Here is a 20,147-nt window from a genome sequence, read left to right on the forward strand (position 1 = left end):
ACCCATGGCAACGCTTGAAATCCGCGACCTGCACGTCACCGTCGAGGCCGACAACGCCACGAAGGAGATCCTCAAGGGCGTCGACCTGACCGTGAAGCAGGGCGAGACCCACGCCATCATGGGCCCCAACGGGTCCGGCAAGTCCACCCTCGCGTACTCGCTGGCCGGTCACCCCAAGTACACGATCACCGGCGGCTCGGTCACCCTGGACGGCGAGGACGTCCTGGAGATGTCCGTCGACGAGCGGGCCCGCGCCGGCCTGTTCCTCGCCATGCAGTACCCGGTCGAGATCCCCGGTGTCTCGGTCTCCAACTTCCTGCGCACCTCCGCCACCGCCATCCGCGGCGAGGCCCCCAAGCTGCGGACGTGGGTCAAGGAGGTCAAGGAGACGATGGCCGAGCTCCAGATGGACCCGGCCTTCGCCGAGCGCAACGTCAACGAGGGCTTCTCCGGCGGTGAGAAGAAGCGCCACGAGATCCTTCAGCTGGAGCTCCTCAAGCCGAAGATCGCCGTTCTGGACGAGACCGACTCCGGCTTGGACGTCGACGCGCTCAAGACCGTCTCCGAGGGCGTCAACCGGGTCCGCGCGACCGGCGAGGTCGGCACCCTGCTGATCACCCACTACACCCGCATCCTGAAGTACATCCAGCCCGACTTCGTGCACGTCTTCGCCAACGGCCGGATCGCGGCCTCCGGCGGTGCCGAGCTGGCCGACCAGCTGGAGAACGAGGGCTACGAGGCCTACACGAAGGGTGGCGCTTCCGCGTGACTGACGCCCGACAGGGGCTCTCCGGCCTCCTCGACACCGAGGCGATCCGCAAGGACTTCCCGCTCCTGGACCGCACGGTCCACGACGGCAAGAAGGTCGTGTACCTGGACTCCGCGGCGACCTCGCAGAAGCCGCGCCAGGTCCTCGACGCGCTCAACACGTACTACGAGCGCCACAACGCGAACGTGCACCGCGGCGTCTACACGATCGCCGAGGAGGCCACCGCGCTGTACGAGGGCGCCCGCGACAAGGTCGCCGCCTTCATCAACGCACCCAGCCGCGACGAGGTGATCTTCACGAAGAACGCCTCCGAGTCGCTGAACCTCGTGGCGAACATGCTCGGCTGGGCGGACGAGCCCTATCGGGTGGACCGCGACACGGAGATCGTCACCACGGAGATGGAGCACCACTCCAACATCGTGCCGTGGCAGCTGCTCGCGCAGCGCACCGGCGCGAAGCTGAAGTGGTTCGGCATCACCGACGACGGCCGGCTCGACCTGTCGAACATCGACGAGATCATCACCGAGAAGACGAAGATCGTCTCCTTCACGCTGGTCTCCAACATCCTGGGCACGGTCAACCCGGTCGAGCAGATCATCCGCCGCGCCCAGCAGGTCGGCGCGCTGGTCTGCATCGACGCCTCGCAGGCGGCCCCGCACATGGTGCTCGACGTGCAGGCGCTCCAGGCGGACTTCGTGGCCTTCACCGGCCACAAGATGGTCGGCCCGACCGGCATCGGCGTGCTGTGGGGACGGCAGGAGCTCCTGGAGGACCTGCCTCCGTTCCTCGGCGGCGGCGAGATGATCGAGACCGTGTCGATGCACTCGTCGACGTACGCCCCCGCTCCGCACAAGTTCGAGGCCGGTACGCCCCCGATCGCCCAGGCCGTCGGCCTCGGCGCGGCCGTGGACTACCTCACCTCGATCGGCATGGAGCGGATCCACAGCCACGAGAAGGCGATCACCGAGTACGCGCTGAAGCGTCTGCTGGAGGTCCCCGACCTGCGGATCATCGGTCCGACGACGGCCGAGGACCGCGGCGCGGCGATCTCCTTCACGCTCGGCGACATCCACCCGCACGACGTGGGCCAGGTCCTCGACGAGCAGGGCATCGCCGTCCGGGTCGGCCACCACTGCGCCCGCCCGGTCTGCCTGCGGTACGGAATTCCCGCGACGACGCGAGCGTCGTTCTATCTGTACTCCACGCCCGCCGAGGTCGACGCCCTGGTGGACGGCCTGGAGCACGTACGGAACTTCTTCGGCTGAGGGCTGACTGGTGAAGCTTGATTCCATGTACCAGGAAGTGATCCTGGACCACTACAAGCACCCCCACGGGCGTGGCCTGCGGGACGGCGACGCCGAGGTGCACCACGTCAATCCGACGTGCGGCGACGAGATCACGCTGCGCGTGAAGTACGACGGCGAGACCATCGCCGACGTGAGCTACGAGGGCCAGGGCTGCTCCATCAGCCAGGCCTCCGCCTCCGTGCTGAACGAGCTGCTCGTCGGCAAGGAGCTGTCCCAGGCGCAGAAGATCCAGGACGCCTTCCTGGAGCTGATGCAGTCCAAGGGCCAGCTGGAGCCGGACGACGCGATGGAGGAGGTGCTGGAGGACGCCGTCGCGTTCGCCGGCGTCTCCAAGTACCCCGCCCGGGTCAAGTGCGCGCTGCTGAGCTGGATGGCGTGGAAGGACGCGACGGCCAAGGCGCTGTCCGAAGGGAAGACCGCATGAGCGACAACGAGACCGCGACCATGAAGCCGGCCTCCGAGGAGGAGGTCCGCGAGGCGCTGTACGACGTCGTCGACCCCGAGCTGGGCATCGACGTCGTCAACCTGGGCCTGATCTACGGCATCCACGTCGACGACGCCAACATCGCCACCCTCGACATGACCCTGACGTCCGCGGCCTGCCCGCTGACCGACGTCATCGAGGACCAGGCGAAGTCCGCCACGGACGGCATCGTCAACGAGCTCCGGATCAACTGGGTCTGGATGCCGCCGTGGGGCCCGGACAAGATCACCGACGACGGACGCGAGCAGCTCCGGGCGCTGGGGTTCAACGTCTGACACGCTCTCGCAAGAGCGATGAACGGCCATGCCCGCCAGTCACACTGGCGGGCATGGCCGTTTCCCTGTACCAGATCACCGTCGACTCCCACGACCTGCCGCGCATGGCCCGCTTCTGGAGTGCGGTGCTGGACTGGCAGGTGCTCTTCGAGCACGAGGAGGAGATGATCATCGGTGCGCACCCGGCCGCGCTGCCGGGGATGTGCTTCGTCCCCGTGCCGGAGGGGAAGACCGGCAAGAACCGGCTGCACATCGATCTGTCCCCGGACGACCAGGACGCCGAGGTCCAGCGGATTCTCGCGCTCGGCGCCCGGCGGGTGGACGTCGGGCAGGGGCCGGACGTCACCTTCGTGGTGATGGCCGACCCCGAGGGCAACGAGTTCTGTGTGCTGCGCCCCAAGCGGACCCTGCTGGACTGAGCCCGGCCCCCGGGCGCCGCGTCAGACGTGGGCGGGCGGCGGCGGGCCGTACTGCTCGGGCAGTGTCGATCCCGCCGCCTCGGCCAGGACCGGGCCCAGGTTCTCCGTACGCATCCGGAGGTCGACGTAGAGCAGGCCGGTCACCAGCGGCGGGAAGATCGCCGTGAACAGCTGGGCGATCAGCTGGCTGATGAACGACAGCAGCATCAGACCGCCGAACACGGCGATGAGCTCCCCGCCGCTCGGGTCGGAGCCCATCTCCTCGGGTTGGAACAGGCCGGGGAGCAGCCCGAGCATCTGGAACGGCATCTGGATCGTGTAGCCGATCATGGACGCGAGCACGTAGGCGAGCAGCCCGACGCCGAAGACCCGCCACCACGTGCCGCGCACCAGCTGGGCCGAGCGGCGCAGGGCCGCGACCGGGCTCTGCCCCTCGAAGACCACCACCGTCGGGGCCAGGGAGAACCGCACCCAGAGCCAGATCGCGAACGGGCCGATGAGCAGCGCGCCGATGAGTCCGACGGCGACCAGCGGCATGACGCCGTCCTCGTCGCCCAGCGAGATCGTGTAGATCATCAGTCCGGCGAAACCGGCCAGGAAGAGCGTCATCGGTACGAGCATGATCAGCCCGGTCAGGAACACCGTGCCGATGACCGACCAGACCCGCGCCCAGGCCCGCTTCCAGACCTCCCCGAAGCGGATCGGCCGGCCGAGGACGGCCTCCTGGAGGACGACGGGGACCGCCGCCTGCACCACGGCCGACGCCAGCAGGTAGCTGATCAGGCCGATGACCATCAGCACGCCGAACGCCACGCCCAGTGGGACCAGTTGTGCCGAGGTCGGTGACCCCGGGGCGTCGGACGTCAGCTCGTCCCACTGGCTCGCGACGGCGGAGGCGGCCACCACCAGCGCGACGATCATCACGAGCGTCGCCGCGCCGAACAGCGTCAGCGCCATACCGATCAGCGGCTTCCAGTACCGTCCGAGCGTCGTGAAGGCGCCGCTGAGCATGTCCGAGATCCTCAGCGGCGCCAGGGGTATCACCCCCGGCTTCGGCGGTGCGGCCCATCCGCCGTGCCAGCCGCCGCCCGGTCCCTGCGCGCCCCCGTGGAAGGGCCCCCCACCGTGAGGTGCGCCCCCGTACGGGCCACCGCCCCACCCTGCATCCTGCGCCACTGCGTCTCCGTCGAGTCGTCGGCCCGGTCGGCCGGGCCGTTCGTTTTGTCGGCACACCGTAGCGCCCCCGACGCGGACCGATGATATGTACGGCCGTACGCAACGTTGGGTACAGTCGTACACATGGGATACGCATACGGACTGCTCGCCGGCGCCATCGCGGCGGAGGTGGCCGGGACGACGGCCATGAAGTACAGCGAGGGCTTCACCCGGCTCTGGCCCTCGATCGGCACCGTGGTGGGCTACCTGATCGCCTTCACCCTGCTCGCCCAGACCCTCAAGACCCTCTCCGTGGGCACCGCGTACGCCATCTGGGCCGGCGTCGGCACCGCGGCCGTCGCCCTCATCGGGATCCTGTTCCTCGGGGAGTCCAGCAGCCTGGTCAAGATCGCGGGCATCGCCCTGATCGTCGTCGGGGTCGTCGTCCTGAACCTGGGAGGGGCCCACTGATGGCCCGCCGGTACGACCCCGAGCGGCGGACGCGGATCATCGACGCGGCGCTGACGGTGATCGCGAACGACGGTATAGCCGGGCTCAGCCATCGCACCGTGGCCGCCGAGGCCGACGTGCCGCTCGGCTCGACCACGTACCACTTCGCCTCGCTCGACGAACTCCTCGTCGCCGCCCTGCGCCGCTGCAACGAGAACTTCGTCCAGGCGCTGCGCGCCAGCGGCCTCTTCGCCGAGGAGGGGTGCGGCGAGCGGGGTGCGGCGGAGGCGGACCTCGCGGGGGAGCTGACCCGGCTGCTCGACCGGTGGTTCGCGGGTGAACGCGGAGCGATCGAGCTGGAGTACGAGCTGTACCTCGCGGCCCTGCGCCGCCCCGCGCTTCGCCCCGTCGCCGCCGAGTGGACCGAGGAGGCCGTCGCGCTGCTGTCCCGGCGCACCGATCCGGAGACCGCGCGGGCCCTCGTCGCGCTGATGGACGGCGTCTGCCTCCAGGTCCTGCTGACCGGGGGCGCGTTCGACGCGTCGTACACCCGCGTGATGCTGGAGCGGATCGTCGCGGGCGGCGACGCCTGACCGCGTCGCGGCCCCCGTCGGCCCGCCCTCGTCGGCCCGCCCCCGTCAGTCCGTCCCTCGGCGCACCGCCTCCAGCGCCTCCCGCACGCTCGCCCCGATGTCCGTGATCGGGTACAGCACCTCGTGGACCGTCCGCTCCCGGTCCACCACCAGCGTCAGCCGCTTGAGTCTGCTCACGCCCGCCGCCCGGAACGTCGGCAGCCGCAGCGCCGCCGTCAGGGCCAGGTCCGCGTCCGAGAGCAGCGGGAAGCGCAGCCCCTCCTTCTCCGCGAACGCGCGCTGCTCGTCCGGGCGCTGCACGGACACCCCGTGCACCGTCGCGCCCGCCGCCGTGAATTCGGCCAACTGGTCGCGGTACGTGCACGATTCGAGGGTGCAGCCGCTCGCCCCCGGGATTCCCGCCCAGCCCGGCGGATAGGCGTCGCGGGTGGCGTAGGCGCTCGGGAAGCAGTACAGGACGGTGTACGGGGTGTCGGCGACCGGGTCGCGGAGCCGGCCGTCGTTCCCCGGCAGCAGCAGCTCCGGCAGTCGCGTCCCCTTGAGCGCCCGTACCCGGGACGCCTCCTGCGAGGCCTCCGTCGTCGTCGCCATCGTCTCCCCTTTTCCCAGCACCCAGGTGTCACCCCAGTCCTGGAGCGCGATCAGCACGGGCAGCAGGGCCCGGCCGCGCGGGGTGAGGCGGTACTCGTACCGGACCGGGCGGTCCTGGTACGGCTCCCGCGCCAGCACGCCGGCGTCGACCAGCAGCCGCAGCCGCTCGGTCAGCACCTTGCGCGAGACGCCCAGCTCCTGCTGGAGCGCGTCGAACCGGTGCACTCCGCGCGCGGTGTCCCGCACGATCAGCAGCGTCCACCAGTCGCCCACGACGTCGAGCGCCTGGGCGATCGAGCAGTCGGCGTCGGCCAGGCTGGTGCGCTGGGGCATGGTCGTCCTCCGGTTGTGGCCGCTGTCGGCCCCGCCCACCCCGCCGGGGCCTTTCGGTTGACCCCGATGGAATCATGCTGCCATAGTCCGTTCCCATAAGGAACTCGCTCGGGCATGTGGGAGCCGTACGGAGGGGGCGGGGTATGGGCATGGTGCGCGGAGTGCCGCGGACGGTACGGCTGCTGGCGCTCGGGGCGTTCCTCAACGCCGTCGTCAGCTTCACCTTCGTCTATCTCTTCGTGTACCTCGTCGGGCCGCGCGGTCTGACCGTCACCCAGGCCGGAGTGATCAGCGGCGTCGGCGGTATCGGCCTGGTCGCGGGGAACTTCACCGGCGGCTGGTTCGGCGACCGGTTCGGCCACCGCCGCGCCCTGCTGACCGGCGCCTGCGTGAGCGGCGCGGCGCTCGTCGTCCTGCCCCTCCTGCCGGTCGCCGCCCTGTACGCGGTGCTCCCGGTCGCCCAGTACGCGGCGGGCGTCGTCCGCGCCGCCAACGCCGCCCTCGTCGCGGTCTCCGTACCCGGGGGCGGAAGCCGCCGCCAGAGCTTCGCCCTCTTCCGGTTCGCCTCCAACGGCGGCTTCGCCATCGGCCCGCCGCTCGGCGCACTGGTCGCCACCCGCTTCTCGTACGACTGGCTCTTCGTCGCCGACGGCCTCGGCACCCTGCTCTTCGCGCTCTACGCCGCCCGGATCCTGCCCGCCCGCGGCGGCGCCCACGCGGTGCGCTCCCACGACCCGGACGCGCCGGGCCTCTGGCGCGAACTGCGGGCCAGACCCGCCGTCCTGGTGCTCCTCGCCGCGATCGTGGTCGTCGACACCGTCTACCGGCAGCAGTACTCCACTCTGCCGGTCTTCCTCGCCGACCACGGGCACACCACCCAGCTCTACGGCTGGCTGCTCGCCGTCAACGGCGGCGTCATCCTCTGCCTCGAACTGCCCGCCGCCCACGCCCTGCGCCGCCGCACCCCGCTCGGCCTCGTCGGCGCCGGACTCCTGCTCGTCGGGCTCGGCTACGCCGTACTGATCCCCGGCGCGGGCGCGCTCTTCGCCGTCACGATGATGCTCTCCCTCACCCTCGGCGAGATCCTCTACAAGACCCCCGCCACCGCCTACGTCGCCGACCAGGCGCCGGGCCACGCCCAGGGCCGCTTCCAGAGCCTGTACGCCGGTGCGTCGATCAGCGGGCAGGTGCTCGCCCCGCCGCTCGGGGCCGCCCTGTACGCGGCGGCCCCCTCTCTGCTCTGGCCGGTGTCCGCCCTGCTCGCGGTGGCCGCCGGGGGAGCGGTGCTGGCGGCGCGGCGGCTGCCCGGGCCGGGCGAGCGGGCACCGGCGGCGGGAAAGGGGCCGCACGCTGAGACCGGTTCGCCCGAGCGGGCCCCGGCCGGTTAGGTTGCTGTTCATGACCGACACGACTTCCCAGGGTTCTGCCCGCACCACCGGCGCCGTCGCCGCCGGCCTCGCCACCGTCGCCGGTGACGGCACCGTCCTCGACACCTGGTTCCCCGCCCCCGAGCTGACCTCCGACCCCGGCCCGGCCGGTACGCAGCGGCTCACCCCGGACGAGGCCGTCAACCGGCTCGGCGAGGGCGCCGCCAAGGCGATCGGCGTGGACGCCCGGCGCGGCGTCGAGATCGTCGCCGTGTCCACGGTCATCTCCTCGCTCGACGACAAGCCGCTCGACGCGCACGACGCCTACCTGCGTCTGCACCTGCTCTCGCACCGGCTCGTCCAGCCGCACGGCCAGAACCTCGACGGCCTCTTCGGCCTGCTCGCCAACGTCGCCTGGACCTCGCTCGGCCCGGTCGCCGTCGACGACCTGGAGCGCGTGCGGCTCAACGCCCGCGCCGAGGGCCTGCACCTCCAGGTCACCTCGGTCGACAAGTTCCCGCGCATGACGGACTACGTCGCCCCCCAGGGCGTCCGCATCGCCGACGCCGACCGCGTCCGGCTCGGCGCGCACCTCGCCGCCGGGACCACCGTCATGCACGAGGGCTTCGTCAACTTCAACGCGGGCACCCTCGGCACCTCCATGGTCGAGGGCCGGATCTCCGCGGGCGTCGTCGTCGGCGACGGCTCCGACATCGGCGGCGGCGCCTCCACCATGGGCACCCTCTCCGGTGGCGGCAAGGAGCGCATCATCATCGGTGAGCGCTGCCTGGTCGGCGCGGAGGCGGGCGTCGGCATCGCGCTGGGCGACGAGTGCGTCGTCGAGGCCGGTCTGTACGTCACCGCCGGTACGCGCGTCACGCTGCCGGACGGCCAGGTCGTCAAGGCCCGCGAGCTGTCCGGCGCCTCGAACATCCTCTTCCGCCGCAACTCGGTCACCGGCACCGTCGAGGCCCGTCCGAACAACGCGGTCTGGGGCGGCCTGAACGAGGTCCTGCACGCCCACAACTGACCTGTTCGCCAAGGGGCGTCCGGCCTTGATCCGCCGGACGGTCCTCTAGGCCGCGAGGAGTTCCTCGTACGCCTTCCGCAGCCCGTCGGCCGTCTCGCGCCCGGCGGGCTGCAGCGGTTCCCGGACCGGGCCCGCGTCCAGCAGGGCCTTGGCCGTGACGGTTCCGGGCAGCCCGCTCGCCATCATCAGCTCGACGAGCCGGGCCGTGAGTCCGTTGAGCCGGGCCGCCTCGTCGGTGCGGCCCGCGTCGAACGCGTCCAGCGGTGCCCGCACCTGGCGCGGGGCCACGTTCGCGACCGTACTGACATAGCCCGCGCCGCCCACCGCGTACAGCGGCAGATTCAGCTCCTCGCTGCCCGAGTAGTACGCCAGCGAGGTGCGGGCCAGCACCTTCGTCGCGCCGAGCAGGTCGGAGGAGCAGTCCTTCACCGCCACCACCCGGGGGTGCTCCGCCAGTCGCAGCAGGGTCGCCGGCTCGATCCGGACGCCGGTGCGGCCGGGGATGTCGTAGACCATCAGCGGCAGACCGGTGGACTCGGCCACCCGCAGGAAGTACGCCTCGACGGCGGCCTGCGGAGGGCGGCTGTAGTACGGGCTCACCACCAGCAGCCCGTCCGCGCCCGCCTCCTCGGCCTGCCGGGCCAGGCGCAGGGTGGCCGCGGTGTCCGGGCCCCCGACGCCGGAGAGCAGCGGGACCCCGTCGCCGACCTCGGCCCGGACGGCCCGCAGCAGGGCGGACTTCTCGGCGTCCGTCGTGGTGGGGGACTCGCCGGTGGTGCCGCTGAGGACGATCCCGTCGCAGCCCTCGGCCACCAGGCGCGCGGCGTGCGCGCGGGCGGCGTCCGGGTCCAGGGCCCCGGCGGCGGTGAAGGGCGTGATCATGGCGCAGAGCGTGCGGCCGAAGGGGCGCGGTGCGGTGGCGGTCATGGGGGAAGTCTCGACGCCCGGAACCATGAAGGTCCACTTAGATCTCCTTGTGGTGAACGGCAAGAGCTGCTGAAGAGTGCGGTGACCGCTGCCGTTCCTCTGACAAGATCGAACGCGCGGACGACCGGCCGCGGCGAGGGGTGGGCGACATGAACGAGCGCGTACGGGTACGGAGACGGGTCCGGGTGGCCCTGCTGTCGGCCACGCTGACGGCACTGACGGGCTGCTCCGGCTTCCTGGTCCCGGCCGGCGAGGGCGAACGGCCGGACCCCACCCCGTCCGCCTCCGCACCCCGCGCCGAGACGCTGCCCCCCACGCCAGGGGCCGACGCGCCCGCCTACGGAGCCCCCGCGCAGACCGGCCCGACCGCCGCCCCGCCCGGGACGTGCCCCGCCTCCGGGGTCGTGGTGGACATGGGACCGGTGGAGACCGGAATGATGCACCGGGCCGTCGTGCTCACCCTCACCAACTGCGGCCGCAAGCCCTACGCCGTCGACGGCTACCCCTGGGTCCAGGCCCTCGGCGAGGACGGCAACCCGCTCCCCGTCAGGGTCAACGAGGACGGCTCGTACTTCGGCAACGACCCCGGCCCGAAGAAGCTCCTGCTCGACCCCGGCCTCACCGTGAAGTCGATCCTCGCCTGGGTCTCCACGCCCGAGGGAGGCGACCTCATCGAGGGCGACGCCCTGGCGATCTCGGCCGCCCCCGGCCTCCCGGTGCGGGTCTTCCCACTGGAGGGGCACGACATCCGGCTGATGGACGAACTCAACACGACGGCCTGGCGCACCGAACTCAGCGGCTGACACCAGGGGCGGACGTGGGGACGGTGTGGGTGACCCAGGCCGCGCCCGCCGGCGCCCCGGGCCGTACATGGAGAAGGAAACCCGGGGGCTCGTCCGGATAGCCGGGCACGCCCTCCCGCAGCACCAGTCCGCTCTGCCGGTACGTGCTCGGCGCGACGGCCACCGTGCTGCCCGCGAAGGGCGCCGTCACCGGGCGGTGCACATGGCCCGCCAGCACCCGGACGACCCGGGGATGCGCGGCCACGACCTCGGCGAGCGCGGGGCCGTCCGCCAGACCCATCGCGTCCAGGAACGGGATGCCGACCGGAACCGGCGGATGGTGCAGGCAGACGAACGCCGGTACGCCGGGGCGCTCGGCGAGGGCGCGTCCCAGCCAGGCCACCTGCCCGGAACCCAGACGCCCGCCCGGCGAACCGGGGACCCACGAGTCCAGGACCACGACCGTGAACGCCGGGTGCTCGACCACGTACGACGTCAGCCTCCCTCCGCCCAGGAAGCGCGTCCCGCCGAACCCGCCCACGAGCGCCTCGGGTGCGTCGTGATTCCCCGTCACCAGATGCAGGGGCAGCGGGAACGGGTTCAGGACGAGCACCCGGCCGAGGGCGGCCCGTAACCGTGAACGGAGTCCGGCCGCATGCCGCGGAACGGCCTTGACCTCAACCGAACTTGAGGTGTGAACGTGGTGGTCATGCGCACCGAACGGTGCGCGGGAGAGGGGAACACCGTCATGACCACGCACGTCACCGACCGCCCCGACCCGGCCCGCACCGATGCCGGGATCGCCAAGGCCAGCACCTGGAACGTCGGGACACCGCAGCGGCAGCAGGAGGCCGTCGCCGCGATCCGGAAGGTCTGGGGGAGCCGGGAATGGCCGCATCCCGGGCTGCTCTCCTACAGCGTCCACGCCGGGGAGGACGGCGCGACCCTGCTGCACTACTCCCAGTGGACCGGCGAACAGGCCTACCAGGACTTCGTACGGGAGGGGCGTGACACCCGCAACGCCGAGATCGACGCGGCCGTCCCCGGCATCGAACGCCTCGGGCTGCACACGTACGAGCTGTACCGCTCCGGGCTGCGGGCCGAGGGCGACACCCGGGAGACCGGCTGCGTCGTCATCGTCGACGTCGAGTTCGACGGGCCCGACGCGGCGCGCCAACGCGACTGGGTGGACAGCGTGTTCGAGGCGCTCGGACAGGAGGAGAGCCTGCCCGCCGGCGGCATCGCCGCACACTTCCACGTCGGCACCGACGGCACCCGGGTCCTCAACTACGCCGAGTGGGAGAGTGCCGAGCACCACATCGCGGCTCTCGCCGCACCCGGCGAGGGCGTCGGATCCCCGTCCCCGCTCTGGGAACGCGTCCAGAAGTACCCGGGCATGACCGGCGGCGGCGTGCACCGCTACACGCCCGCGCTCAGCATGGAACCGGGCGGGGGCGCCTGAGGGGGAGGGCAGGCCGCCGAAGCCGTGGGCGGCATGCGGTGAAATGCGTCTAGGCTTGGGCGGCTGAACCGCGTACGCACTCCGTACGCTCCCGAGCACGCACCGAGGAGAACCCCCGATGTCCGCAGAGCGCCCCTCCCTGCCGCCGGTGCGGCTCAACTCCGAGGCCGAACTTGCACGGGACGCGCTCGCCGCTCCGCTGTTCGTCCGGGCCGTCAGGCTCGCCCGGTGGGCCGGCCCCGACACCCGGGTCGGCGCCGGCGGCGAACTCGTCGAGGCACAACTGCCCGCGGCCGCCGAGCACCTCGGGCTCCCGGCCGACGAGGACGGTGCCGCGTACGCCAGCGAGGCCTGGCGGCTCGCCGTGGACACCGGCCTCCTCGACGTCACCGACCCCGAAGAGGAGGACGCCGAGGGGACCGCCTCCGCGGGCGAGAACCTGGGCCTGCTCACCGGCGGCTCCCCGCAGGACGTCCTGTCCATCTGGCTCGACGGCCTGGACGCCGTGCACGCCGACGCCACCGCGCCCGTCCTGGACGACTTCGCGGACCTCGTCGGCGAGGACGGTTCGATCGACTTCGACGCCCTGGACTGGGACCCGGAGGCCGAGGCGGAATTCCTCGACGGCGTCCTCGGCAACCTCTACCTGCTCACCCTCGCGGACAACGGCGCTGGCGAAGGACCGGTCCCGCTGCCCGCCCTCGCCGCGTCGATGATCGTCCCCGACGACATGGGCGAGCCCACGGACGACATCCTGGAGCAGGTGTCGGAGGCGATGATGCGCCTCGACGACCAGTTCCGGCTCCTCGAACCCATCGGGATCGTCGAGTACCGGCCGGTCGACGAGGCGCTGATGGTCGAGGAGGGCGAGGCGCCGGTCGACACCGTCGCAGGCGACGAGGACGACGTCACCCGGTACGGCATGGTCAAGCTCACCCCCCTCGGCCTGTACGGCGTCCGGGCCCGGATGCTGGAGGCCGGGGTGGACGCCCCCGCCGTCGGCGACCTCGCGGACAAGGGCGCCGACGCCCTCCTCGACGGCATCGCCCACTACCCCGAGTCCGCCGCCCGCGCCGAGGTCAAGCTCTGGCTCGCCGGGTACGCCGACGGCGCGGTGTCGGCGGCGGCCGAGCTGCTGGCCGCCGCGCGCGGCGCGGACGAGGGTGGACCGCTGCGCCGCCTCCACTGCCAGCAGGCACTCGCCCTGGCCGGCCCCGAGGCGGAGCCCGCCGTGCGCGCGGTGCTCGGCGACCAGGAGCTGGGCGGCCTCGCCCGCGTCTGGCTCGCGGAGCACGGCGCCGCCGACGTGCCCGCCCCGCCGGAGGACATGATCTTCTGGCTGGCCATCGACACCATCGCCGCCCACCTGGACGCGGACGGCGAGCTGGACGAGCTCCAGGGCCTGATCGAGGGCCTCTCCGCCCAGCACAGCGGCTTCTTCGACGAGGTCTGGCGCGTCGACCACCCGGCCACCTCCGATGTGCTGGAGGCCATGGGCCGCCTGCACAGCGACAAGAAGGCCGCCAAGGACGCCCGCAAGGCGGCGTTCAAGGCTCGGTCGCGCGCGGGCGGCTGAGGGAATCACCACACGTTCGGGGTGCTTTTCCGGTGCCCCGTTCCGCGTGAATCTGCCGCTGGAAGCCGGGGAAAGCGCTGACCGGCCCCGGTCGGCGCGGGTCACGAATGCGGTACGTCTGGGGGTCGAGCGGCAGACGGGCATGGCGTCACGCACTTACAGGGCGCATACTCGACTTGATGAAACAGTCAGCCGGTTCCCGGCGTCACCTGCCGTCCAGTCCCTTCAACCGCCCGGCCCAGGAGGCCCCACCGGTCGAATGCTTCGATGTGGGCGACAGGGTGTCGCACGACCAGTTCGGACTCGGCAGGATTCTTGCTGTCGAGGGCGACAACGACGCGGTCCTCATCGACTTCTCGGGGCGTCAGGGAAGGATCCTGAGCCCCTACTCCAAGCTGACCAAGCTCTGAGGCCCTCACCTTCTCCGGATCCGGGGCACCCGAACCGCAGCGGTTCAGGTGCCCCGGACACGTCTAGAGCGCCTGGGCGGCGGGCTTCACCATGCCGCGCACGGTGCGTGACTTCACGAACTCGCCCATCGCGGTCATCTCCCACTCGCCGGTGAACTGCTTGATGAGCTTGGCCATCATCACGCCGGTCTGCGGCTCGGCGCCGGTGAGGTCGAAGCGGACCAGCTCCTCGCCGGAGGCGTCGTCGATCAGCCGGCAGTAGGCCTTGGCGACCTCGTTGAACTTCTGGCCGGTGAACGAGTTCACCGTGAAGACCAGGCCCGTCGCATCGGCCGGGATCCGGCCCAGGTCCACGATGATCGTCTCGTCGTCGCCCGCGCCCTCACCGGTGAGGTTGTCGCCGGAGTGCTTGATCGCCCCGTTCAGGATGGTCAGCTTGCCGAAGTAGCAGCTGTCCAGGTGGTTGCGGTTGGGGCCGTAGGCGATCACCGACGCGTCCAGGTCGATGTCCTTGCCGCGGAACGCGGGCTCCCAGCCCAGGCCCATCCTGACCCGCGAGAGCAGCGGTGCGCCGCCCTTGACGAGGGACACGGTCTGGTTCTTCTGGAGGTTGACCCGGCCCTTGTCCAGGTTGATCTTGCCGGAGCCCGGGGCGGGCGCCGCCGGGGGAGCGGGCGGGGCGGGCGGCGCGATCCTCGGGTCGACGGGGGCGGCGACCGGAGCGGGGGGCTGCGGGGCGACCGGGGCGGGGGCCGCCGGAACCGGAGGGGCGACCGGGGCCGCGGGCTCCTCGACCGAGACGCCGAAGTCCGTGGCGATCCCGGCCAGCCCGTTCGCGTACCCCTGGCCGACCGCGCGGGCCTTCCAGGCGCCGTTGCGCAGGTAGATCTCGATGACCACGAGCGCCGTCTCGGCACCCAGCTGCGGCGGGGTGAAGGTGGCGATCGGGCTGCCGTCGTCCGCGTTGCGCACGGTGGCGGTGGGCTCGATGCCCTGGAAGGTCTGGCCCGCGGCGTCCGGGCTCGCGGTGACGACGATCTTCTCGATGCCCGGCGGCACGGCGGTGGTGTCCACCACGATCGCGTCGGGCGCCGAGCCCCCGCCGGCGCGGTAGGTCACGCCGGGGCCCGAGGGCTGGTTGTAGAAGATGAAGTCGTCGTCGGAGCGCACCTTGCCGTCGGCGGTGAGCAGCAGGCCCGAGACGTCGAGCCGCACCGGAGCGGCGACGTCCACCGCCACGCGGGCGGCGGAGAGGGGAATGTTCGAGCCGGGGGTCATTGCGGTCATGCACGGGGTAACGAACGACCCGGCTTTGCCGTTCCCTTACCTTCGCCCCCGTCAGCCAGATGCTTTTCGGCCGTCGGACAACGGTTCACCGGCGGCCCGGAAGCGGCTCAGCGGCGGTTGCGCGGATGGTTGCGGGCCGTGCGCTCGTTGCCGTGCTTGTACGCGCCCGTCCAGCGCGCCATCACCAGCTGTGCATCGCCCGAGACCACCTCGGCCAGGAACTTCTCCGCCCGGCCGCCCCGCAGCGTGCCCGCGGGCCTGCCGTGGTGGGTGATGGTGACGCTCTGGTCGCCCTGCTGTTCGTACTGGAATCCGGAAGGTCTCGGCATGGCCGTATCCTGCCCGCCCGGGCGTGCCCGCGTCGCCCGGATTTCCGCCGTCCCGGCCTTGCGCCCGCCGCCGTTCCCGGCCTTGCGCCCGCCGTCCCCGCCGCCGCTCCCGGGCGGCTCAGTGCGGCCAGATCGGCGGGTCCGTCACGAAGTGGCCGCCCACGCAGGCGTGCGCCGGGTCGTCCGGGTCCAGCTCGCCCTGGTCGGCCACGAGCTTCGCCGCGTACGGCTCGGAGTCGTCCAGCGGCCGGTAGCCCAGCGCCCGCGCCGGGGCCAGGTCCCACCACAGGCGCGTGTTGGCGGAGGAGCCGTAGACGACGGTGTGGCCGACGTCCTCGGCGGTGAGGGCCGCGTGGAACAGCCGGGCGCCGTCGGCGGGGCTCATCCAGACCGACAGCATCCGCACCGAGGTGGGCTCCGGGAAGCAGGACCCGATCCGCACCGAGACCGTCTCCACGCCGTGCTGGTCCCAGTAGAGCTGGGCCAGGTCCTCGCCGAAGCACTTCGAGAGCCCGTAGAAGGTGTCCGGGCGGCGCGGTGTGTCCAGCGGGATCAGCGGATCGCCGGCGGCCGGGCGCGGGGTGTGGCCGATGACGTGGTTGGAGGAGGCGGACACGATGCGCCGGACGCCCTCCTCGCGGGCCGCCTCGTAGAGGTGGTGCGTGCCCTGGATGTTGGCGCGGAGGATCTTGTCGAACGTGGACTCCAGCGAGATGCCCGCCAGATGGATCACCGCGTCCACGCCGCGCACGGCCTCGCGCAGCGCCTCCCGGTCGTTCAGGTCGGCGGTGATCGCCTCGGGCTCGCCCTCCACCGGTACCAGGTCGAACAGCCGCAGGTCGTATCCGTACGCGGGCAGCAGCCCCCGCATCAGGGTGCCGAGGCCGCCTGCGGCGCCGGTGAGCAGGACGGTGCGGGGAGCGGTCATACGGGGTCTCCTCGGTGCGGCACTCACGTGCTGTGCGACATGCTGTCCGGCATTCACATGCGTGGACAACGTAGGGATGGGTGATCGGCGGCGTCAAGAGGCTGCGTCCACCTTGACCTGTCGCCGAAGGCTGGCTTAGCGTAACGGTGTTCAGAAATATGGACATCGATCAGAACTGTGCACGCCTGGATCTGCTCAGGGAGCGCCCGTGACCTCAGCCCCCCTTGCCGCCCGGCTCCGTGAAGTCGCCGGGCCGCTCTTCTTCCCCGTGACCGCGTTCGGGCCGGACGGCACCGTCGATCCCGACGTCCTCCGCGCCCATGTGCGGGCCGGGATCGACGCCGGAGCCGCCGCGGTCTTCGCCTGCTGCGGCACGGGCGAGTTCCATGCGCTGACCATCGAGGAGTTCCGCCTCGCGGTCGCCGCCGCCGTCGAGGAGACGGCCGGGCGGATCCCGGTCGTCGCCGGGGCCGGTTACGGCACGGCCCTCGCCGTCCAGTACGCGCGGGCCGCCGAGGAGGCCGGGTCCGACGGGCTCCTCGCCATGCCGCCCTACCTCGTCGTCGCCGACCAGGAAGGGCTGCTGAACCACTACGCGGCCCTCGCGGCGGCCACCGGCCTGGAGACGATCGTCTACCAGCGGGACAACGCCGTCTTCACCCCGGAGACCGTCGTCGCCCTGGCCCGCACGCCCGGCATCATCGGGCTCAAGGACGGCCTCGGCGACCTCGACCTCATGCAGCGCATCGTCAGCGCGGTCCGCACCCACCGGCCCGACGACGACTTCCTCTACTTCAACGGACTGCCCACCGCCGAGCTCACCGGCCTCGCCTACCGGGGCATCGGCGTCACCCTCTACTCCTCCGCCGTCTTCGCGTTCGCCCCGGACATCGCGCTCGCCTTCCACCGGGCCCTGGACTCCGGCGACGACGCCCTGGCCAACGCGCTGCTCGACCACTTCTACCGGCCGCTCGTCGAACTGCGCGCCCAGGGGCGCGGCTACGCCGTCTCCCTGGTGAAGGCCGGTGTCCGGCTCCAGGGGCTGGACGTCGGCGAGGTCCGCACCCCGCTCACCGAACCGTCCGCCGCGCACGTCAAGGACCTCATCGAGATCATCGCGAGCGGCCGCACCCTGCTGGAGGAGCACGCCGCCGAGGGGCGCAGCGTCGAGGGCCACGCCGCTCCGGGAGGCCGGGCGTGAAGGCGGGTGTCTTCCTCTACCCCTGGGACGTCGTCGGGGACCCGGACGCCGTCGGCCGGATCGCGGACCTCGGCGTCCGGCAGGTCACCCTGGCCTCCGCCTACCACTCCACCCGGGCCCTGACCCCCCGCCACCCCGCCCACCGCATCGTGACCGCCGGGCACGCCGCCGTCCTCTACCCGCCGGACCCGGACCGCTGGGCGGGCCGGGCCCTCGCCCCGTACCGCCAGAGCTGGACGGCCTGCGACGATCCGTACGGGGAGGCCGCCGAGGCGCTGGCCGCCGCGGGCCTGGAGGTGCACAGCTGGGTGGTCCTCGCGCACAGCTCCCGGCTCGGCGCGGAGCACCCGGACACCTCGGTGGTCAACGCCTACGGCGACCGCTACCCCTGGGCCCCCTGCATCGCCCGCCCCGACGTGCGCGCCTACCTCGTGGACCTCGCGGCGGAGGCCGCCGCCCGGCCCGGCACGCGCGGCACCGAACTGGAGTCCTGCGGCTGGTACGGCTTCGCCCATCTGCACGCCCACGACAAGGTCGCGGGCGTCGGCCTCGGCGATGCGGCGCAGTATCTGATGTCGCTGTGCTTCTGCGCGGTGTGCCGCGAGGGGTGCGGGGAGGAGGGCGCCGACCCGGAGGCGCTGTCCACCGCCGTACGCCGGGCCCTGGAGCAGGTCTGGTCCGGCGGAGGCTCCCCGGAGTCCGGCCGCGACGGCATCGCGGAGCTGCTCGGGCCGACGTACGCGGATGCCACCCTGCGGTGGCGCGGCCGGGTGGCCCGTACGGTGCAGGAGGCGGCCGTCGCAGCCGTACGGGCGGCGGCCCCGCCCGGCTTCCAGGTGCTGCTGCACGCCGACCCCGTCCCGTACCGCACGGGGGCGAACGTCGGCGTCGAACCGGACCACATCCTCGCCGTGGCCGACGGGGTGGTGCTGCCCTGCACCGGATCCGATGCCGTACGGGAAGCCGTCCTCGGGCCGTTCGCCGGGCGCGGCGGTGTGCGCGCCGCCAACTTCGGGGTCGTCACCGGCATGGGCGGCAGCCCCCGCACCCTGGAGCGCGACGCGGCCCACGCCGCCTCGCTCGACGCGGACCAACTGCGCCTGTACCACGCGGGACTGGCCTCCGGCCCGGACCTGGAGGCGGTCGCGGCGGCGCTCTCACGGCTGGGGTGACGGGCCCGCGCCCCGCGCCCGGCCCCGCACCCTCACGCCCGGCGCGACCGGTCCCGCACCCTCATGCCCGGGGTGAGGCGGTGGCGTCGCGCCCCCGCCGCCAGGACCATCGCGGCCAGCACCCCCGCCACCCCGGCCGCCGCCGTCAGCACCCGCACGTCCACCACCGCGACGAGCCCCGCCCCCAGGGCCAGGGCCACCGCGTTGGGCGCCGTCATCAAGGAGCCCGCTGTTGCCGCCGTACGCCCCAGCACCGCCTCCGGCGTCTCCCGCTGCACCGCCGTCATCGCCGCGATCAGCACGCACGGCAGGCCGAACCCGATCGCGGCGCTCGCCGCCAGCGCCACCGCGTCCGGCGACACCGTCCGCGCACCGACCCCCAGCGCGAACACCGCGATCCCGCCCGCCGCGAACACCCGCTCGGGCAGCCGGCGCAGCAGCGGGCCCGCCAGCAGCCCCACCGCCACCGAACCCGCGCCCTGCACCGCGTACAGCACCCCCGCGTACGCCGGAGCCCGGCCGAGCACCTCGTCGACGTACGCGAAGGTCACGGCCCCGTTCACCCCCGCCAGGAACATCGTCGCCGCCCCCGCCGTCACCAGCGGGCGGAGCACGGCCGAGGCGCGGATCCGCCGCAGTCCGGCGGCGAGTTCATCGCGCCAGGTGCCCGCCGGAGCCGAGTCCGCGGTCGCGGGCGTCCTGCGTACCGGCAGCCGGGCGAAGACCAGGGCGGCCAGCGCGCAGGTCGCCGCCGCCAGCAGCGCCACGGCCGGGCCGCCGAACCTGACGTACAGCCCCGCGCCCGCCAGCGGGGCGACCAGCTTCATGCCCTCGTTGGCCGTCATCCGCAGCCCGTTGAAATCCGCCAGCAGCGAGGCGGGCACGGTCCCCGCGACGAGCGCCGACTCCGCCGCGTCGAGCACGACGCCGCTCGCCCCGTGGAGCACCAGCACCGCGAACAGCAGCCAGACGGTGCGGCCCGAGTCCACCAGCACCAGCGGGACCAGCAGGCAGGCCGTCACCAGATTGCCCCGGACCAGCAGCACCTTCCGGTCCATCCGGTCCGCGAGCGCGCCGAGCGCCGGCCCGGTCAGCACCGGGGCCCACATCGCGAACACCGTCAAAGCCGCCAGACTGTCCGACCCGGTCAGCGACTTGACCCAGATCCCCGCCGTGAGCCACAGCGCCGACGTACCGAAACCGGAGACGACCACCCCCGCCAGGCAGCGCCCCGCCGTCCGGTCCCGCAGGACCCTCACCACCGCCGAACCGCCGCCCATGCCGTCGCCCATGCCGTCGC

At 72.5% G+C, this 20,147-nt stretch carries 23 protein-coding genes; 15 read left to right on the forward strand and 8 right to left on the reverse strand.

The window, feature by feature from the left end; genetic code table 11:
• The first annotated feature begins 4 nt into the window (after positions 1-4).
• From sufC to IE134_RS22410, 5 genes are read left to right on the forward strand one after another with little or no spacing between them, the layout of a single operon-like run.
• Entirely contained in the window at positions 5-769 is a 765-nt protein-coding gene (sufC, locus tag IE134_RS22390; RefSeq protein WP_006123660.1) for a Fe-S cluster assembly ATPase SufC, read from the forward strand.
• The gene (locus IE134_RS22395) at positions 766-2,034 is read left to right on the forward strand and encodes a cysteine desulfurase (protein WP_030713349.1); all 1,269 of its coding nucleotides are present in this window, start codon (positions 766-768) and stop codon (positions 2,032-2,034) included. Before sufC ends, IE134_RS22395 begins: the two co-directional genes overlap by 4 nt.
• A gap of 10 nt (positions 2,035-2,044) precedes the next feature.
• Positions 2,045-2,500 (forward strand): Fe-S cluster assembly sulfur transfer protein SufU, encoded by a 456-nt coding sequence (gene sufU / locus IE134_RS22400; RefSeq protein ID WP_010061311.1) that lies wholly within the window; start codon positions 2,045-2,047, stop codon positions 2,498-2,500.
• Positions 2,497-2,835 carry a metal-sulfur cluster assembly factor gene (locus IE134_RS22405; RefSeq protein ID WP_003969897.1) on the forward strand — a complete coding sequence of 113 codons (339 nt, stop codon included), beginning with the start codon at positions 2,497-2,499 and terminating at the stop codon, positions 2,833-2,835. Before sufU ends, IE134_RS22405 begins: the two co-directional genes overlap by 4 nt.
• A gap of 53 nt (positions 2,836-2,888) precedes the next feature.
• Positions 2,889-3,254 carry a VOC family protein gene (locus tag IE134_RS22410; RefSeq protein ID WP_030713351.1) on the forward strand — a complete coding sequence of 122 codons (366 nt, stop codon included), beginning with the start codon at positions 2,889-2,891 and terminating at the stop codon, positions 3,252-3,254.
• Between the two features lie 21 nt (positions 3,255-3,275).
• Here the strand turns inward: IE134_RS22410 and IE134_RS22415 are convergent, their stop codons facing one another.
• On the reverse strand, positions 3,276-4,265 hold the full coding sequence (locus IE134_RS22415; RefSeq protein ID WP_030713353.1) for a DUF7847 domain-containing protein: 990 nt from the start codon (positions 4,263-4,265) through the stop codon (positions 3,276-3,278).
• A gap of 288 nt (positions 4,266-4,553) precedes the next feature.
• Between IE134_RS22415 and IE134_RS22420 the strand changes: the two genes are divergently transcribed.
• Entirely contained in the window at positions 4,554-4,880 is a 327-nt protein-coding gene (locus IE134_RS22420) for a DMT family transporter (protein ID WP_030713355.1), read from the forward strand.
• Complete coding sequence (locus IE134_RS22425) at positions 4,880-5,452, forward strand: TetR/AcrR family transcriptional regulator (protein ID WP_098020477.1); 573 nt, start codon at positions 4,880-4,882, stop codon at positions 5,450-5,452. Before IE134_RS22420 ends, IE134_RS22425 begins: the two co-directional genes overlap by 1 nt.
• Positions 5,453-5,497: 45 nt before the next feature.
• Here IE134_RS22425 and IE134_RS22430 read toward each other — a convergent pair whose 3' ends face one another.
• The gene (locus IE134_RS22430) at positions 5,498-6,376 is read right to left on the reverse strand and encodes a winged helix-turn-helix transcriptional regulator (RefSeq protein WP_098020478.1); all 879 of its coding nucleotides are present in this window, start codon (positions 6,374-6,376) and stop codon (positions 5,498-5,500) included.
• 143 nt (positions 6,377-6,519) lie between these two features.
• Here IE134_RS22430 and IE134_RS22435 point away from each other — a divergent pair, with 143 nt between their 5' ends.
• Together IE134_RS22435 and dapD are read left to right on the forward strand one after the other, a co-directional pair.
• On the forward strand, positions 6,520-7,764 hold the full coding sequence (locus IE134_RS22435) for an MFS transporter (RefSeq protein WP_098895763.1): 1,245 nt from the start codon (positions 6,520-6,522) through the stop codon (positions 7,762-7,764).
• Between the two features lie 10 nt (positions 7,765-7,774).
• On the forward strand, positions 7,775-8,773 hold the full coding sequence (gene dapD, locus IE134_RS22440; RefSeq protein ID WP_010061322.1) for a 2,3,4,5-tetrahydropyridine-2,6-dicarboxylate N-succinyltransferase: 999 nt from the start codon (positions 7,775-7,777) through the stop codon (positions 8,771-8,773).
• A 45-nt stretch (positions 8,774-8,818) separates the two neighbouring features.
• Here dapD and dapA read toward each other — a convergent pair whose 3' ends face one another.
• On the reverse strand, positions 8,819-9,700 hold the full coding sequence (dapA, locus tag IE134_RS22445) for a 4-hydroxy-tetrahydrodipicolinate synthase (RefSeq protein WP_030713362.1): 882 nt from the start codon (positions 9,698-9,700) through the stop codon (positions 8,819-8,821).
• Between the two features lie 149 nt (positions 9,701-9,849).
• On the opposite strand from dapA, the gene IE134_RS22450 reads away from it, so the two are divergent.
• Positions 9,850-10,503, forward strand: a complete 654-nt coding sequence (locus tag IE134_RS22450) for a DUF4232 domain-containing protein (protein ID WP_098895765.1) — start codon at positions 9,850-9,852, stop codon at positions 10,501-10,503.
• Here the strand turns inward: IE134_RS22450 and IE134_RS22455 are convergent.
• Positions 10,493-11,095: a metallophosphoesterase gene (locus IE134_RS22455; RefSeq protein WP_229823694.1), complete on the reverse strand. Its 603-nt coding sequence runs from the start codon at positions 11,093-11,095 to the stop codon at positions 10,493-10,495. The two genes, IE134_RS22450 and IE134_RS22455, sit on opposite strands and share 11 nt — an antisense overlap.
• Before the next feature lie 135 nt (positions 11,096-11,230).
• Here IE134_RS22455 and IE134_RS22460 point away from each other — a divergent pair, with 135 nt between their 5' ends.
• The 3 genes from IE134_RS22460 to IE134_RS22470 all read left to right on the forward strand — a co-directional run bounded on the left by IE134_RS22460 (position 11,231) and on the right by IE134_RS22470 (position 13,930).
• Positions 11,231-11,944: an antibiotic biosynthesis monooxygenase gene (locus tag IE134_RS22460; RefSeq protein ID WP_030713368.1), complete on the forward strand. Its 714-nt coding sequence runs from the start codon at positions 11,231-11,233 to the stop codon at positions 11,942-11,944.
• Between the two features lie 118 nt (positions 11,945-12,062).
• Positions 12,063-13,520, forward strand: coding sequence for a hypothetical protein (locus IE134_RS22465; RefSeq protein WP_189431508.1), 1,458 nt, complete (start codon positions 12,063-12,065; stop codon positions 13,518-13,520).
• A 179-nt stretch (positions 13,521-13,699) separates the two neighbouring features.
• Complete coding sequence (locus IE134_RS22470) at positions 13,700-13,930, forward strand: hypothetical protein (protein ID WP_003969918.1); 231 nt, start codon at positions 13,700-13,702, stop codon at positions 13,928-13,930.
• A gap of 63 nt (positions 13,931-13,993) precedes the next feature.
• Here the strand turns inward: IE134_RS22470 and IE134_RS22475 are convergent, their stop codons facing one another.
• The 3 genes from IE134_RS22475 to IE134_RS22485 form a co-directional block, all read right to left on the reverse strand.
• Positions 13,994-15,217 carry a TerD family protein gene (locus IE134_RS22475; RefSeq protein WP_030713374.1) on the reverse strand — a complete coding sequence of 408 codons (1,224 nt, stop codon included), beginning with the start codon at positions 15,215-15,217 and terminating at the stop codon, positions 13,994-13,996.
• Between the two features lie 107 nt (positions 15,218-15,324).
• Positions 15,325-15,546 (reverse strand): hypothetical protein, encoded by a 222-nt coding sequence (locus IE134_RS22480; protein ID WP_010070345.1) that lies wholly within the window; start codon positions 15,544-15,546, stop codon positions 15,325-15,327.
• A gap of 118 nt (positions 15,547-15,664) precedes the next feature.
• A complete protein-coding gene (locus IE134_RS22485; protein ID WP_189431510.1) occupies positions 15,665-16,474 on the reverse strand; it encodes an NAD-dependent epimerase/dehydratase family protein in 810 nt (269 codons plus the stop codon).
• A gap of 208 nt (positions 16,475-16,682) precedes the next feature.
• On the opposite strand from IE134_RS22485, the gene IE134_RS22490 reads away from it, so the two are divergent.
• Complete coding sequence (locus IE134_RS22490; protein ID WP_189431513.1) at positions 16,683-17,675, forward strand: 5-dehydro-4-deoxyglucarate dehydratase; 993 nt, start codon at positions 16,683-16,685, stop codon at positions 17,673-17,675.
• Entirely contained in the window at positions 17,672-18,847 is a 1,176-nt protein-coding gene (locus IE134_RS22495) for a hypothetical protein (protein WP_189431515.1), read from the forward strand. The genes IE134_RS22490 and IE134_RS22495 overlap by 4 nt, the downstream gene beginning before the upstream one ends.
• 32 nt (positions 18,848-18,879) lie before the next feature.
• Here IE134_RS22495 and IE134_RS22500 read toward each other — a convergent pair whose 3' ends face one another.
• Positions 18,880-20,127, reverse strand: a complete 1,248-nt coding sequence (locus IE134_RS22500) for an MFS transporter (RefSeq protein ID WP_098020325.1) — start codon at positions 20,125-20,127, stop codon at positions 18,880-18,882.
• Positions 20,128-20,147 lie beyond the last annotated feature (20 nt).

Origin of the sequence: Streptomyces rubiginosohelvolus, from assembly GCF_014649875.1 — a bacterium.
GTDB lineage: Bacteria > Actinomycetota > Actinomycetes > Streptomycetales > Streptomycetaceae > Streptomyces > Streptomyces rubiginosohelvolus.